The organism is Pantoea ananatis PA13 (assembly GCF_000233595.1).
Lineage (GTDB): Bacteria > Pseudomonadota > Gammaproteobacteria > Enterobacterales > Enterobacteriaceae > Pantoea > Pantoea ananatis.
Genome location: NC_017554.1, coordinates 3,650,416 through 3,665,385 on the forward strand (window position 1 = coordinate 3,650,416; position 14,970 = coordinate 3,665,385).

A 14,970-nucleotide genomic window follows, 5' to 3' on the forward strand; every position below is an offset into this window, starting at 1 on the left:
GATAGTTGAGGCATTAAGTAAGCATAGCGAATGATGCCACTCAACTGCAGTCAGATTAATGGCATAAAAAAAGCGGACCGAAGTCCGCTTTATCGTCATGAAGCACAATCAGGCGTAGCCGTAGCTCATCAGACGTTGATAACGGCGATCGAGCAGTTCTTCGGTGCTGAGCCCTTCCAGATCGGCCAGATCGGCCAGCAGTTGCTGTTTCAGCGACTGCGCCATTTCGACAGGATGACGATGCGCCCCGCCCAGTGGCTCAGGGATAACCGAGTCAATCAGCTTCAGCTCTTTCAGACGCGGCGCGGTAATACCCATCGCTTCGGCTGCCAGAGGCGCTTTATCGGCGCTTTTCCACAGAATAGAGGCACAGCCTTCCGGAGAGATAACAGAGTAAGTGCTGTACTGCAGCATGTTAACTTTATCACCCACACCAATGGCCAGCGCACCACCGGAACCGCCTTCACCGATGACCGTACAGATCACAGGCACCTTCAGACCGGACATTTCCCGCAGATTACGGGCAATAGCCTCAGACTGACCACGCTCTTCCGCACCAACGCCAGGATAAGCGCCAGGCGTGTCGATAAAGGTCAGGATTGGCATCTTGAAACGCTCAGCCATTTCCATCAGGCGCAGCGCTTTGCGATAGCCTTCTGGTGCTGGCATGCCAAAATTACGGCGAATCTTCTCTTTGGTTTCACGTCCTTTCTGGTGACCAATGATCATGACCGGGCGACCATCAAGGCGCGCAATCCCGCCCACAATGGCTTTGTCATCCGCATAAGCACGGTCACCCGCCAGCTCATCGAAATCGTCAAAGGCATTGCGCACGTAATCAAAGGTATAAGGACGTAGCGGATGGCGTGCCAGTTGTGCAATTTGCCATGCGCCCAAATCGGCGAAGATTTTACGGGTCAGCTCAACGCTTTTCTCGCGCAGTCGCTTCACTTCTTCGTCGAGATTGACGTGTTTATCGTCCTGACGACCAATCGAGGTTAGCGAATCAATCTTCGCTTCCAGTTCTGCAATTGGCTGTTCAAAATCCAGGTAATTAAGACTCATAATGTTCCTGTTTTAGTCAAACTCCAGTTCCACCTGCTCCGATCCAATTAACGACCGCAAATCGTTGAGTAAACGATCGCTGGGCGAAATTCGCCACGCTGCACCAAAGCGTAGCTTCGCTCGCGCGTCGGCTCTCTGATAGTAGAGATGCACCGGAATTGTCCCTGAACGATGAGGTTCCAGGGACTGACGGAGTCGGTTTAATAGCTGGTCATCAATTTGCCTGTCCGTCAGCGAGATAGCAAGTCCACGGGCGTATTTTTCGCGCGCTTCGTCGATGTCCATGACTTCCCGGGCGGTCATTTTAAGCCCACCACTGAAGTCATCAAAGCTGACCTGTCCGCTGACGATCAGGATACGGTCTTTCTCCAGCAGTTGCTGGTATTTATCTAACGCATCGGTAAATAACATGACTTCGAGACGGCCGGAACGATCGTCAAGTGTACAAATACCAATTCGGTTGCCGCGTTTGGTCACCATTACACGCGCAGCAATCACCAGACCTGCCGCAACGGTAATCTTACCACGATCGGTAGGATGCATATCTTTCAAACGCATCCCGCCAACGTAACGCTCAATTTCTTTTAAATACTGATTAATAGGATGGCCGGTAAGATACAACCCAAGGGTTTCGCGTTCACCATCCAACTGCACCTGTTCCGGCCAGGGCGTCACGCTGGCATAGGACTGTTCTACCTGTTCAGGCTCGTCGGCCAGTACGCCAAACATGTCCGCCTGGCCGATCGCTTCGGCTTTCGCATGCTGATCCGCCGCCTTCAGCGCATCGTTAAGGGCACTCATTAAGGCAGCGCGATGCGGGCCGAGACGATCAAAGGCACCTGACATGATCAGTTTTTCCATGACCCGACGGTTGATCTTTTTGGTATCGGTGCGCGCACAGAGATCGAACAGCTCCCGGAAATAACCGCCCTCGTTACGCGCATCGATGATCGCTTCGATCGGCCCTTCACCGACGCCTTTAATGGCGCCGATGCCGTAAACGATCTCGCCCTCATCATTGACGTGGAACTGATACAGGCCCGAGTTAATATCCGGCGGCAGGACCTTTAGCCCCATGCGCCAGCACTCATCCACCAGGCCAACCACTTTTTCCGTGTTATCCATATCCGCCGTCATGACCGCAGCCATAAATTCGGCCGGATAATGCGCTTTCAGCCACAGCGTTTGATAGGACACCAGCGCATAAGCCGCAGAGTGCGATTTGTTAAAACCGTATCCGGCAAATTTCTCTACCAGATCGAAGATTTTCATCGACAGTTCGCCGTCGATGCCCATGCTTTCAGCGCCGTCTTTAAAAACGGAGCGCTGCTTGGCCATCTCTTCGGGTTTCTTTTTACCCATGGCGCGACGCAGCATATCCGCCCCGCCGAGCGTATAGCCAGACAGGACCTGGGCGATCTGCATCACCTGTTCCTGATACAGGATAATGCCGTAGGTCGGCTCGAGAACAGGCTTCAGGCTTTCATGCTGCCACTGGATATCAGGATAGGAGATGGCTTCCCGACCGTGCTTACGGTCGATAAAGTTATCCACCATGCCCGACTGCAACGGGCCAGGGCGGAACAGCGCCACGAGGGCGATCATGTCTTCAAAGCAGTCAGGTTTCAGACGCTTGATCAGATCTTTCATGCCGCGCGATTCAAGCTGGAAAACCGCCGTGGTTTCCGCGCGCTGCAGCATATCAAAGCTTTTCTTGTCTTCAAGCGGAATGGTGGCGATATCGATCGGCGGCAACCCCTGCTTTTCACGGCGCGGGTTAATCATCTTCAGTGCCCAGTCGATAATGGTCAGCGTACGCAGCCCCAGGAAGTCAAACTTCACCAGGCCGGCATATTCCACATCATTTTTATCAAACTGCGTCACCGGATACTGGCCGTTTTCGTCACAGTACAGTGGCGCAAAATCGGTAATTTTGGTGGGCGCGATCACTACCCCACCCGCGTGCTTACCGGCGTTTCGCGTAACACCTTCCAGCTTGCGCGCCATATCAATTAGCGCTTTGACTTCCTCATCGGCCTCATAAATTTCCGGCAGTTGCGGTTCTGCAGCAAAGGCTTTTTCCAGCGTCATGCCCGGATCGGGCGGCACCAGCTTTGAAATACGATCGACAAAACCATAGGGATGGCCCAGAACGCGTCCCACGTCACGAATGACCGCCTTAGCCGCCATCGTACCGAAAGTAATAATCTGAGACACCGCTTCGCGGCCGTACATGTCGGCCACGTGTTCAATCACCTGGTCACGTTTCTCCATGCAGAAATCGACGTCGAAGTCGGGCATGGAAACACGTTCTGGGTTCAGGAAACGTTCGAACAGCAGGTCGAACTCGAGCGGATCAAGGTCAGTGATCTTGAGCGCATAGGCGACTAAGGATCCCGCACCAGAACCACGGCCCGGCCCAACCGGCACGCCGTTATCTTTCGACCACTGGATAAACTCCATCACGATCAGGAAGTAGCCAGGGAACCCCATCTGGTTAATAACGTTGAGTTCCACTTCCAGACGTTCATCGTATTCCGGCCGCTTTTCGGCCCGTACGGCTTCGTCCGGAAACAGCATCGCGAGGCGCTCTTCCAGCCCCTCGCGGGATTTCATCACCAAAAAGTCTTCTGTGGTCATATCCCCTGTCGGGAACTGGGGCAGAAAGTACTCACCCAGCCGGACCGTGACGTTACAGCGCTTAGCAATCTCTACGCTGTTTTCCAGCGCTTCCGGGATGTCCGCGAACAGCTCGCACATCTCCTCTTCGCTGCGCATGTATTGCTGAGGACTGTAATGACGGGGACGTTTCGGATCGTCGAGCGTGTAACCATCATGAATGGCAACGCGGATTTCGTGGGCGTCGAAATCTTCTTCATTGATGAAGCAGACTTCATTCGTGGCAACAACGGGGATCCCTTCTGCAATCGCCAGCTCAACCGCCGCATGCAGATAGCTCTCCTCATCAGGACGACCGGTACGGACCAGCTCCAGGAAGTAGCGATCGGCGAAATGCTGTTGATAGAAAGCCAGGCAGTCAGACACCAGCGCGCTGTTACCTCGTAGCAGGCTGCGGCCAACATCCCCTCGACGGCCCCCGGACAGCAGAATCAGCCCTTCCTGCAGTTCGGCCAGCCAGTCGCGATCGATAATCGGGCCAGCAATACCGTAACCCCGTTGGTAAGCACGGGAAATCAGCAGTGTCAGATTCTGATAGCCGGTATTATTTGCCGCCAGCACGGTAATCTGGGTCAGTTCATCGCCCATCAACTCGCTGGCAACGTTAAAATCTGCCCCGATAATCGGTTTAACCCCTGCCCCGTGCGCACTACCGTAAAATTTCACCAGCCCGCAAAGGTTGGTGAAGTCGGTAATCGCGATGGCTGGCATACCCAGCGCAGCCGCTTTCTTGATCAACGGGCCGGTTTTCGCCAGGCCGTCGACCATGGAATAGTCGCTGTGTACGCGCAGATGTATAAAACGGGGTTCGGCCATATCAGTTTCCGGTTAAAACAGGTTCGGATTAGCGCAGCGTGGTCAGGCTGCTCGCCAGTACATCGGCATCAATCAGCGCATTACGCACCGGCGCAAAGCTGCGGCGGTGATGAGGGGTTGCTCCGTACTGCGTCAATTTTTCCATGTGTAACGCCGTAGGATAACCTTTATGCTGCGCAAAACCATACTGCGGAAACAACAAATCCAGCTCTGCCATTTCACGATCGCGCGTGACCTTGGCGATGATGGAGGCGGCACTGATTTCGGCGACCAGGCTGTCGCCCTTCACCACCGCCAGAGAAGGCATCGGCAACGCCGGACAGCGATTGCCGTCAATCAGCACAAAGTCTGGCGTGATGGACAGGCCAGCGACCGCGCGCTGCATCGCCAGCATCGTGGCGTGCAGGATATTAAGATTGTCGATCTCGTCCGGTTCTGCGCGCCCCAGGCTCCAGGCGAGCGCTTTCTCTTTGATTTGATCAAACAGCGCGAGACGGCGTTTTTCTGACAGTTTTTTGGAGTCTGCTAGGCCGGGAACAGGATTCGCGGGATCGAGGATCACGGCGGCGGTCACAACGGCCCCGACTAATGGCCCGCGCCCGACTTCGTCCACCCCGGCAATACAACCGGCGGCAGGATAGATAAAATCAGCCATTGGCAAGCTCCAGCACCGCATCTGCGGCTTGTTCGTCAGCGTTCCAGCGGATCTGCTGGTGCAGTTCATAAAAGGTGTTCAGCAGCGTTTCACGTTCACGACTGGCATGCAGCAACGGATCCAGCGCCGCGGCCAGCGCCTCAGGCTGACATTCATCCTGCAACAGCTCTTTGACCAGTTCGCGCCCGGCCAGCAGATTCGGCAAAGAGACGTAATCCGTTTTGACCAGTCGTTTAGCCAGCCAGAAGGTAAACGGCTTCATGCGGTAGCCAACCACCATCGGGCATTTTGCCAGCATGCACTCCAGCGCCGCCGTTCCCGAAGCCAGTAGCGCAGCATCACTTGCCACCATGGCTTCCCTGCCCTGACCATCCAGCAGGTGCATCGGCAGCTCAGGCGCGACCTCCGCTTTAATTTTTTCAAACTGTTCGCGGCGCTTAGCGTTAACCAGGGGCACGACAATTTCCAGCGCCGGATAGTGCGTACGCAGACGCTGTGCGGTTTTAAGGAAATCCGCACTCAGCATTTCGACTTCGGCACCCCGGCTGCCGGGAAGCAGTGCCAGACAGAGCGCGTGCTCGTCTATGCCAAGATGGCGGCGAGCGGCGGCCTTATCGGGCTGTAACGGCATGGCATCCGCCATGGTATGACCAATAAAGCGACAGGGAACGTTGAAACGGTCGTAGAAGGCTTTTTCAAACGGCAGAAACGCCAATACCAGATCGGTATTGCGGCCGATTTTAAAGACGCGCTTTTGTCGCCAGGCCCAGACAGAGGGGCTGACGTAATGAATGGTGCGAATGCCTGCGCGTTTGAGATGGCCTTCCAGCGTGATGTTGAAATCCGGCGCATCAATACCGACAAAGACGTCAGGCTGAAGCGCGGTAAAGCGCTGCGTAAGATCGCGACGAATACTTAATAAACGCCGTAACCGCCCCAGCACCTCCACAATGCCCATCACCGCCAGCTCTTCCATCTCGTACCAGGCTTCGCAACCTTCGGCCTGCATTAGCGGACCCGCGACGCCAACAAAACGGGCATCAGGATGACGCGCTTTTAATGCCCGAATCAGGCCTGCGCCAAGGATATCGCCAGAGGTTTCTCCGGCGACCAGGGCAATCGTAAGGGGACGCGCTGACATGAATTAGCGAATTAATCCACGAGTTGAACGAGCAAAGAAATCAAAGAAAGGCTGCACTTCGCTGTGCTGCTGAGCAATCGCCTCGATTTCCGGTTTGACTTCATCCAGCGTTCTGCCGCTGCGATAAAGTAACTTGTAGGCGTTGCGGATAGCGTGCAGTGCTTCTTTGCTGAAGCCACGGCGCTTCAGGCCTTCAATGTTGATACCGAATGGCGTGGCATGGTTGCCTTGCGCAATGACATAGGGCGGCACATCCTGAGCCACGCCTGAACAACCACCAACCATCACATGTGCGCCAATGGTGCACCACTGGTGCACGGCCGTCATGCCGCCAATAATGGCGAAATCGTCGACAGTGACATGGCCGCCTAGTGTCGCATTGTTGGCCATAATGCAGCGGTTGCCAATGACACAGTCATGCGCGATATGGACGTTAACCATCAACAGATTGTCACTGCCGACAACCGTGACATTTGTGCCCTGAGTCGTGCCACGATGAATGGTCACGCTTTCACGAATACGGTTACGATCGCCAATGTCAACACGGGTGGGTTCACCCGCGTATTTCAGATCCTGATTCACTTCACCGATAGAAGCAAACTGATAGATCTGGTTGTCTTTACCGATACGCGTATGGCCGTTTACCACCACGTGTGACTTAAGGACGGTTCCCTCACCAATCTCGACATTCGCCCCGACAAAACAGAAAGGACCAATATGAACGCCGGGGCCGATAACAGCCCCGTCTTCGATGACTGAACTGGGATGGATGTTGGCGGTTGGATCAATCACGAGTTATGCCTCCCGGCTACGGGCACACATCATGGTCGCTTCACAGACGATTTTACCGTCGACAGTCGCTACGCCATTGAAGCGAGTCAGACCACGGCGGGTTTTCTCGAAGGTCACTTCCATAATCATTTGATCGCCCGGTACGACCGGACGCTTGAAACGGGCATTATCAATGCCAGCAAAATAATAAAGCTCGCCTGGCTCCAGTTTACCCACGCTTTTAAATGCCAGAATGCCGGTGGCCTGTGCCATCGCTTCCAGAATCAGAACGCCGGGAAAAATCGGTTTACCAGGGAAATGCCCCTGGAAAAACGGCTCGTTAAAGGAGACATTCTTTACGGCGCGCAGATATTTGTTTTCTTCAAAATCCAGCACGCGATCTACCAGCAGAAACGGATAACGGTGCGGCAGCAGCTCTAAAATCTCTTCAATTTGCAGAGTATGAGTTTCAGTAGTCAAAATACTCTTCCTGTCCTAAAAATCTGATGACATCAATAACACGGCCTGCACCGATCATCATGATCGTTGGCAGGCCGCAAATAGGTTCCGTGGCGCCTGGCTTCCCTGCTTAACACTGTTATTATGAAAGCCGGTCTGTCATGGGATGGCGTCTAGTCGTCTTTGCCGACTTTCCGCTCGATTGCTTTTAAGCGTTTGCTTAGTTCATCGATATTCATCACCAACGCTGCAGTTTTGCGCCAGGTTTTGTTGGGCTGTAATGGAATGCCTGAGGAGTATACACCAGGTTCTGTTATCGGACGCATAACCATGCCCATGCCGGTTACGGTTACTTTGTCACAGATTTCCATATGGCCATTAATGACGCTGGCACCGCCAATCATACAATAACGACCAATTTTCAAACTACCCGCCATGATCACACCGCCAGCAACCGCAGTATTGTCGCCAATAACCACGTTGTGAGCAATCTGACATTGGTTATCTATGATAACACCATTGCCGATCAGAGTGTTATCCAGCGCACCACGATCGATGGTGGTACAGGCACCGATTTCGACCCGATCGCCAATGATGACCGAACCCAACTGCGGGATTTTCACCCAGTTGCCACGATCGTTAGCATAACCGAACCCATCTGAACCTATCACTGTGCCGGACTGAATCAGACAATCCTGACCAATCTGCACCTCATGGTAAACCGAGACGTTAGCCCATAAACGCGAGCCGTTGCCGATACGGGTTTTTTTGCCCACAAAACAGCCTGGGCCGATGACCACGTTGTCACCGAGTACCACGTCGGACTCAATAACGGCATTGGCGCCGATGGACACATTCTCACCCAGTCTGGCGCTGGAATCGATCACGGCGCTCGGCGCAATGTGCTGCGCAGGCTGCGGCGTCGTATCCAGTAACTGCGCCATTCGCGCATAGGTAAGATAGGGGTTTTTAACAACCAGCGCGGCGGTTTTACACCACTCCAGATCCGCTTCCGTCAGCACCACGGCTGAAGCCTGGATCAGGGCGAGCTGCTCGCGGTAACGGCTGTTGGCAAGAAACGTGATTTGACCAGTGGTGGCGGATTGCATAGAAGCAATGCCGGAGATGACGATATCGCCATCTCCGTGCAATTCTGCATCCAACTGCTGGGCTAAATCAGCCAGTCGAATTGATGACATCGATTATTTAACCTGCTTCGCAACTTCATCGGTGATGTCTTTAACATCAGAACCCGAATACAGCACAGCCTGAGAATTCAGCACCAGGTCATAGCCGCCGCTCTTGGCAACCGACTGAACAGCAGTCTGGATTTTTTCCAGCAGCTTGTTACGCTCCTGAACCTGGCGGGTCTGGTTGTCTTTCTCAAACGCGTCGGCTTTTGCCTGGAAAGCATTACGCTCAGAGTCAATCTGCTTCTCTTTCTTGCTGCGCTCGCTCGCCTTCATGGTTGGCGCATTACGCTGCAGATCCTGCATTTCCTGCTGGATTTTGTCGTGCTGAGAACGGAGTTCTGCCGCGCGTCCCTGGAATTCACTCTCGAGCTGCTTGGTGATAGTCGCGCGCTGAGGTGATTTCTGGAAAACCTGGCTCAGATCCACAGTTGCGACTTTATCCGCCGCCTGTGCGCCAGCAGAAGCAGCCAATGCAACACCCAGAGTAACTGCACATAACAACTTTTTCACTATAAACTCCTTACCCTCAACATGTATGTTTGCAGCGTGGAGCATAGCAATGCCCCACGTGTGCAAGCTAATTTTTTAACATCCCTGTACAGAACATTACCAGGTTTTACCAATGTTAAACTGGAACTGCTCTGACTTATCTCCCTCAACTTTCTTAACCGGCTGGGCATAGGAGAAGACTAACGGCCCCAGCGGTGACATCCACTGTAAAGACACACCGGTCGAAACGCGAATGTTGTTCGGATCGCTGTAGTCAGGAATACCGGCCGCGCGCGTCTCCGCCGTGTTCTGCCATTTAGTATCCCAGACCGTACCCGCATCCACAAACAGCGAAGTGCGGACGGAATTCGAATATTTCTCACTCAGGAACGGTGTTGGCGTGATCAGCTCAAGGCTGGCAATCGCCATCGCGTTACCCCCGATTGCATCGCTCGACTTACAGATACCGTTCGGATCGCTCAGGTTACAGTATGACGAACCATTGTTCAGGTAAGCGGCTTTCGGACCGATGGTATTGGACTGGAACCCGCGCACGGTACTCGAACCGCCGGCGTAGAAGTTCTCATAGAACGGCATCTCTTTACCGCTAATGCCGTCACCGTAGCCCACACGACCGCGACCTAACACAACCCAGGTATGATCTTTATTGATCGGAACATACTGCTGGCTGTCCAGGGTCATTTTGTAGAACTGGTTATCTGAACCTGGAATCGTGACTTTGCCGTTCAGGTTAGTACGGTTACCTGAGGTGGCAAAGAAACCACGATCGAGCGTGTTATAGGTCCAGCCATAGTTAAAGGTGAAGTCGTCAGCAGAGAAGTCGCCGTTGCTGTTCAACTGCTGTGGCTTACCGACCGAGTCAAGATAACGCCACATCGCAACCTGTGGACGCATGTCAGACAGGTCGTTATGGACATAGCCCAGACCGACGCGCAGCGAGTTGTTCTCGTTGATTGGGAAGCCCAATGTACCGTCTGTACCGTAACTTCTGTTGGTATAGCCGGAGAGATCGGCGTTGCTGGCCTTAAAGTTGTTGTAGAACACCCGGCCGCCCAGACTCACACCGTCAACGGTAAAGTAGGGATCGGTCAGGGAGAATTCTGCATAGGTCTGGTAATCGTTTTTAGTGCCGCTAATCCCCACGGTATTACCGGTGCCGAGCCAGTTATCCTGGGTAACACCGACCTGGAAACTCACGCCACTTTCTGTACCGTAGCCGACGCCAAAGTTAAAGGTACCGGTATTGCGTTCTTTAACTTTATAGACCACGTCAACCTGGTCAGGTGAGCCGGGAACGCGCTGCGTATCCACGTCAACGGTTTCAAAATAGCCCGTACGATTCAGACGCTCTTTGCCCTGATCGACCAGGTCGCTGCCCAGCCAGGCGCCTTCCATCTGACGCATTTCACGACGCAGTACGGCATCTTTTGATGTATCGTTTCCTTCGAAGCGCACTTTACGCACGTAGTAGCGGTTACCCGCATCGACGTTGATGTGCAGCTTAACGGTTTTATCCGCATCGTTAATTTCAGGCTGTGTCACAACACGTGGATAGGCATAGCCGTAGCGACCCAGCAGTTTCTTAATGTCATCTTCCATCGACGTGACTTTCGTGCCGTTATACAGCTCGCCCGCCGGGATTTTGGTCAGATGTTCGATTTCGGCCGAATGACCCGCCATGCTGCCGTTAACGATTACGCCAGCAATCTTGTACTGATCGCCTTCGGTAATGTTCACGGTGATGTAGATGCCTTTCTTATCCGGCGTCAGGCTGACCTGGGTCGAATCAATGTTGAAACGCGCATAACCCCGATCCAGATAGAAGCTGCGCAGGGTTTCAAGGTCGCCCGCCAGTTTCTGCTTCTGGTATTTACGGTCGCCCACCACGTTCCACCACGGCACTTCGTCACGCAACTGGAAGCGGGAAATGAGCTCGTCGGAGCTAAAAGCTTTGTTACCGACGATATTGATCTGCTGAATTTTGGCAGAAACACCTTCGGTAAACACCAGTTTCAAATCGACGCGGTTACGCGGCAGCGGTGTGACTACGGCTTTAACGCTGGCGGTGTATTTGCCCACGCTGTAGTAGAAGTCTTCCAGGCCCTTCTCAATCGAAGAGATGGTGGTGCGGTCCAGCGCTTCGCCGACGCGCACGCCTGAGGCTTCGAGGTTTTGTTTGAGCTGATCGTCTTTAACCGCTTTGTTACCGCTGAAGGTAATGCTGGCGATGGTGGGACGTTCTTTGACCTGAACAATCAGCGTATTACCATCTCGCAGGACCTGAACATCCTCAAAGTTGCCAGTTGCGAACAGGGAGCGAATGGTATTTCTGACGTCATCGTCATTCACCGTATCGCCAACCCGAACTGGCATGCTCAGCAGAGCCGCGCCGACGGCGACTCGCTGCAGCCCTTCGAAATGAATGTCCTTCACCACGAAATCGTCTGCACCGTAAACGGTGGCGCTGCTAAACAGCAGCGACGCTATGAGCAACTTTTTCATCGCCATCGTTATTATGCGTTTTCCTAACACATCCCACGTAAGCTCGCGTTCCAGCGGTTACAAACGTGAGAAATCATTGAAAAGTGCAAGCCCCATTAACATCACCAGCAGTATTGAACCGATGCGGTAACTAAAGTCTTGAACTCGCTCGGACACCGGTCCCCCTTTGATCTTTTCAATCGCAAGGAAGAGCAAGTGCCCACCATCTAAAACCGGTAGCGGGAACAGGTTGATGATCCCTAAGTTGACGCTAATCAACGCCAGGAACATCAGGTAGTAAATCATTCCATACTCGGCTGACAAACCTGCACCTTGCGCAATCGAAATCGGGCCGCTCAGGTTGTTCAGCTTCACATCGCCGGTTATTAACTTGCCCAACATAGAGACGGTCAGCTTCATTAACTGCCAGGTTTTTACACTGGCTTCACCAATGGCTGAAAACGCACCATATTGTCTTACCGTTTTATACTCGTCTGGCAGCGGTACGACTCGGGGAATCACCCCCGCAAACCCTTGTGCTTTGTTCCCAGGTTTCGCTTCGGGCGTCAGGGTTAAGTGCACCGCCTCACCGTTGCGATCGACCTCAAGAGCAATACTTTTTCCTGGGTTATCCCGAACCTGGGTAGCAAAAGGCTGCCACTGCGATAATAACTGACCATCGACTTTAACGATCCTGTCGCCAGCTTGCAAACCGGCTGCACTGGCAGGCGAATTCTTTTGCACTTCAGCCAGGGTCGTTTCAATCTGCGGGCCCCGGGGACGAATTCCCAGCGCGACGACAGGGTCCTGCTTATCAGGTTCGAACTGCCAGTTGCGCAAATCGACCTGTTTTTGCTGCGTCCCCTGTTCGCCAAAACGACCCACTGTTAACGTTGTGCTGGCATCACCGATTTTACCGATCAATGCCATGCGCACAGCTTCCCAGTCAGGCGTTTCGATACCGTCAACGGCCTTAAGTTCCGTCCCGGGTGTAATTTGCGCTTCTGCGGCGACCGAACCGTTCAGAATTTCACCAACTACCGGTTTAATACCCGGCACGCCGTGGATGAACACGACCCAGTAGGCAAAGATAGCAAACAGGAAATTGGCAATCGGGCCGGCAGCAATAATAGACGCGCGCTGCCAAATCGCTTTATTGTTAAACGCCTGGTGCCGAAGCTCGGCGGGAACGCTTTCTACCCGCTCGTCCAGCATTTTGACATAACCGCCAAGGGGAATGAGCGCAATCACAAATTCGGTGCCGTGACGATCGCGGCGTTGCCATAACGCCTTGCCAAAGCCGATAGAAAAGCGCTCTACTCTCACACCGCAACGCCGCGCCACCCAAAAATGGCCAAACTCATGCACGGTGATTAACACGCCCAGTGCAATGATAAATGCGGCAAAACTCCAGATTACGCTTAACATCGTCGCTTGCCCTTAAAGTGTCTGAAACACCAACAGCAATAAACAGGCAAATACCGGCACTGCTGCTGTCAGGCTGTCGATGCGGTCAAGAATACCGCCATGTCCGGGAATCAGGCTCCCGCTGTCTTTGATACCGGCCTCGCGTTTAAACATGCTTTCCGTCAGATCGCCCAGTACCGAAGCAAGGGTGGAAATCACGGCGCAGATCACCAGCGTGCCGGTGGGAACGGAAAGCGGCGCAAAACTGGCGAACAGGACGGCAATCAGCGCAGAAGAGATCAGTCCGCCCAGAAAACCTTCCCATGTTTTACCGGGCGACACTTTTGGCGCCAGCTTATGTTTGCCAAACAGTTTGCCGAACATGTAGGCACCGGAATCGGCGCCCCATACCAGAAACATAACAAACAGCAGCCACCAGGCACCGGCAAAGTGATCGGCTTCGTAATGATACTGGCGGAGCGCCATCATGCCCCAGAAGAAAGGAATGACCGTTAACGCACCAAACAGCAGACGCAAGGGTCGGGAAGTCCGCCATAACGCAGCAGAGGCAGGATAGAACAGAACCAGTAACAGCGCAGCAATCCACCAGGCCAGTGAGGCCCACAGCCAGCCCGCCACCTGCGGCAGGTGCGCGTTATGTTCGTAGGGAGGAAGCGTAAACAGCATCAGCGTCAGAGCCAGACCGCATATCAGCGCGAGCCAGATCCGTTGCTGACGCGATGCCATACCAGACAGCTGCCCCCATTCCCAGGCGGCCAGCATGCAGATAATAATCGTAATAATTGCAAAGCCAACAGGCGGTAACCAGAACAATGCAGCGATCACCAGCGGGATGAGAATCAGCGCGGTGATCAGACGAGACTTCAGCAAAGGTTACCCCCAGATTGCTCAGGCGCCGCCTGGTGCAGCGCCGCCAAAGCGTCGCTCCCGCAGAGAGAATGCATTCAGTGCACCTTCAAAAACGTGTTCATCAAAATCCGGCCAGAGCACATCAGTAAAATAGAATTCCGCATAGGCAATTTGCCACAACAGGAAGTTGCTAATCCGATGCTCTCCCCCGGTCCTTATCACTAAATCCACTGGCGCCAACTGGTTCATGCACAGTTGCGACGTCAGGCTCTCTTCGGTTATCTGATCAGGGCGTAACAAGCCTTCCTGAACCTGTTCAGCCAACTTTTTAACGCCTTCGATAATATCCCATCGCCCGCCGTAGTTCGCAGCAATGTTTAGCGTGAGTCGATCGTTATTCTCCGTCAGCGCTTCTGCCCGACGGACACGTTCCTGAATGCGGGGGCTGAAGCGGCTGATATCGCCAATGATGCGTAAGCGAACATTATGCTTGTGCAGGCTTTTCACTTCACTGTCCAGCGCCCAGACAAACAGCTCCATCAAGGCAGTGACTTCCTGCGCAGGACGGCTCCAGTTTTCGCTACTAAAGGCGTAAAGCGTTAACGCTTCAAGATTATTACTGACGGCAAAGCTAACGGCGCGACGTACTGATTTCACGCCCGCTTTGTGACCGGAGATACGCAGTTTTCCCTGGTTCTTAGCCCAACGGCCATTGCCATCCATAATGATAGCAACGTGGCGTGGACCGGTTCCCTGTTGGTCATCGGTGTTGTTGTGATTTTCAGACGACATAACGCGTAATCAATTCCTTTCATCAGAAATGCTGTGGTTTCTGAATACATTGCGCCCGGTACAAATCCCGGCACTGTCTGCCAGGCCACACCGAATTTGGTGACAGACCGTTAAACGCGAGCCAGCGACTA

Annotated in this window: 12 protein-coding genes; all 12 read right to left on the minus strand. The window is 53.6% G+C overall.

The genetic code is table 11. From position 1 onward, the window contains the following. Positions 1 to 108: 108 nt before the first annotated feature. The 12 genes from accA to ispU all read right to left on the minus strand — a co-directional run bounded on the left by accA (position 109) and on the right by ispU (position 14,839). Positions 109 to 1,065: an acetyl-CoA carboxylase carboxyl transferase subunit alpha gene (accA, locus tag PAGR_RS17405; RefSeq protein ID WP_013024701.1), complete on the minus strand. Its 957-nt coding sequence runs from the start codon at positions 1,063 to 1,065 to the stop codon at positions 109 to 111. Between the two features lie 12 nt (positions 1,066 to 1,077). Next, complete coding sequence (dnaE, locus tag PAGR_RS17410) at positions 1,078 to 4,560, minus strand: DNA polymerase III subunit alpha (RefSeq protein ID WP_013024700.1); 3,483 nt, start codon at positions 4,558 to 4,560, stop codon at positions 1,078 to 1,080. Positions 4,561 to 4,588: 28 nt separating this feature from the next. After that, positions 4,589 to 5,215, minus strand: coding sequence for a ribonuclease HII (gene rnhB, locus PAGR_RS17415; protein WP_014606548.1), 627 nt, complete (start codon positions 5,213 to 5,215; stop codon positions 4,589 to 4,591). Further along, positions 5,208 to 6,356: a lipid-A-disaccharide synthase gene (gene lpxB / locus PAGR_RS17420; protein WP_013024698.1), complete on the minus strand. Its 1,149-nt coding sequence runs from the start codon at positions 6,354 to 6,356 to the stop codon at positions 5,208 to 5,210. Before lpxB ends, rnhB begins: the two co-directional genes overlap by 8 nt. 3 nt (positions 6,357 to 6,359) lie before the next feature. After that, positions 6,360 to 7,148, minus strand: coding sequence for an acyl-ACP--UDP-N-acetylglucosamine O-acyltransferase (lpxA, locus tag PAGR_RS17425; RefSeq protein WP_013024697.1), 789 nt, complete (start codon positions 7,146 to 7,148; stop codon positions 6,360 to 6,362). A 3-nt stretch (positions 7,149 to 7,151) separates the two neighbouring features. Further along, positions 7,152 to 7,607 carry a 3-hydroxyacyl-ACP dehydratase FabZ gene (fabZ, locus tag PAGR_RS17430; protein WP_006117769.1) on the minus strand — a complete coding sequence of 152 codons (456 nt, stop codon included), beginning with the start codon at positions 7,605 to 7,607 and terminating at the stop codon, positions 7,152 to 7,154. A 152-nt stretch (positions 7,608 to 7,759) separates the two neighbouring features. Further along, complete coding sequence (gene lpxD, locus PAGR_RS17435; RefSeq protein ID WP_013024695.1) at positions 7,760 to 8,785, minus strand: UDP-3-O-(3-hydroxymyristoyl)glucosamine N-acyltransferase; 1,026 nt, start codon at positions 8,783 to 8,785, stop codon at positions 7,760 to 7,762. 3 nt (positions 8,786 to 8,788) lie between these two features. Continuing rightward, entirely contained in the window at positions 8,789 to 9,289 is a 501-nt protein-coding gene (locus PAGR_RS17440) for an OmpH family outer membrane protein (protein ID WP_014606549.1), read from the minus strand. A 96-nt stretch (positions 9,290 to 9,385) separates the two neighbouring features. Next, on the minus strand, positions 9,386 to 11,797 hold the full coding sequence (gene bamA / locus PAGR_RS17445; RefSeq protein ID WP_014592965.1) for an outer membrane protein assembly factor BamA: 2,412 nt from the start codon (positions 11,795 to 11,797) through the stop codon (positions 9,386 to 9,388). A gap of 51 nt (positions 11,798 to 11,848) precedes the next feature. Continuing rightward, the gene (rseP, locus tag PAGR_RS17450; protein ID WP_014606550.1) at positions 11,849 to 13,198 is read right to left on the minus strand and encodes a sigma E protease regulator RseP; all 1,350 of its coding nucleotides are present in this window, start codon (positions 13,196 to 13,198) and stop codon (positions 11,849 to 11,851) included. Between the two features lie 12 nt (positions 13,199 to 13,210). Next, positions 13,211 to 14,068 (minus strand): phosphatidate cytidylyltransferase, encoded by an 858-nt coding sequence (gene cdsA, locus PAGR_RS17455; RefSeq protein WP_013024691.1) that lies wholly within the window; start codon positions 14,066 to 14,068, stop codon positions 13,211 to 13,213. An 18-nt stretch (positions 14,069 to 14,086) separates the two neighbouring features. Continuing rightward, positions 14,087 to 14,839, minus strand: a complete 753-nt coding sequence (gene ispU, locus PAGR_RS17460) for a (2E,6E)-farnesyl-diphosphate-specific ditrans,polycis-undecaprenyl-diphosphate synthase (protein ID WP_013024690.1) — start codon at positions 14,837 to 14,839, stop codon at positions 14,087 to 14,089. Positions 14,840 to 14,970: the final 131 nt, after the last annotated feature.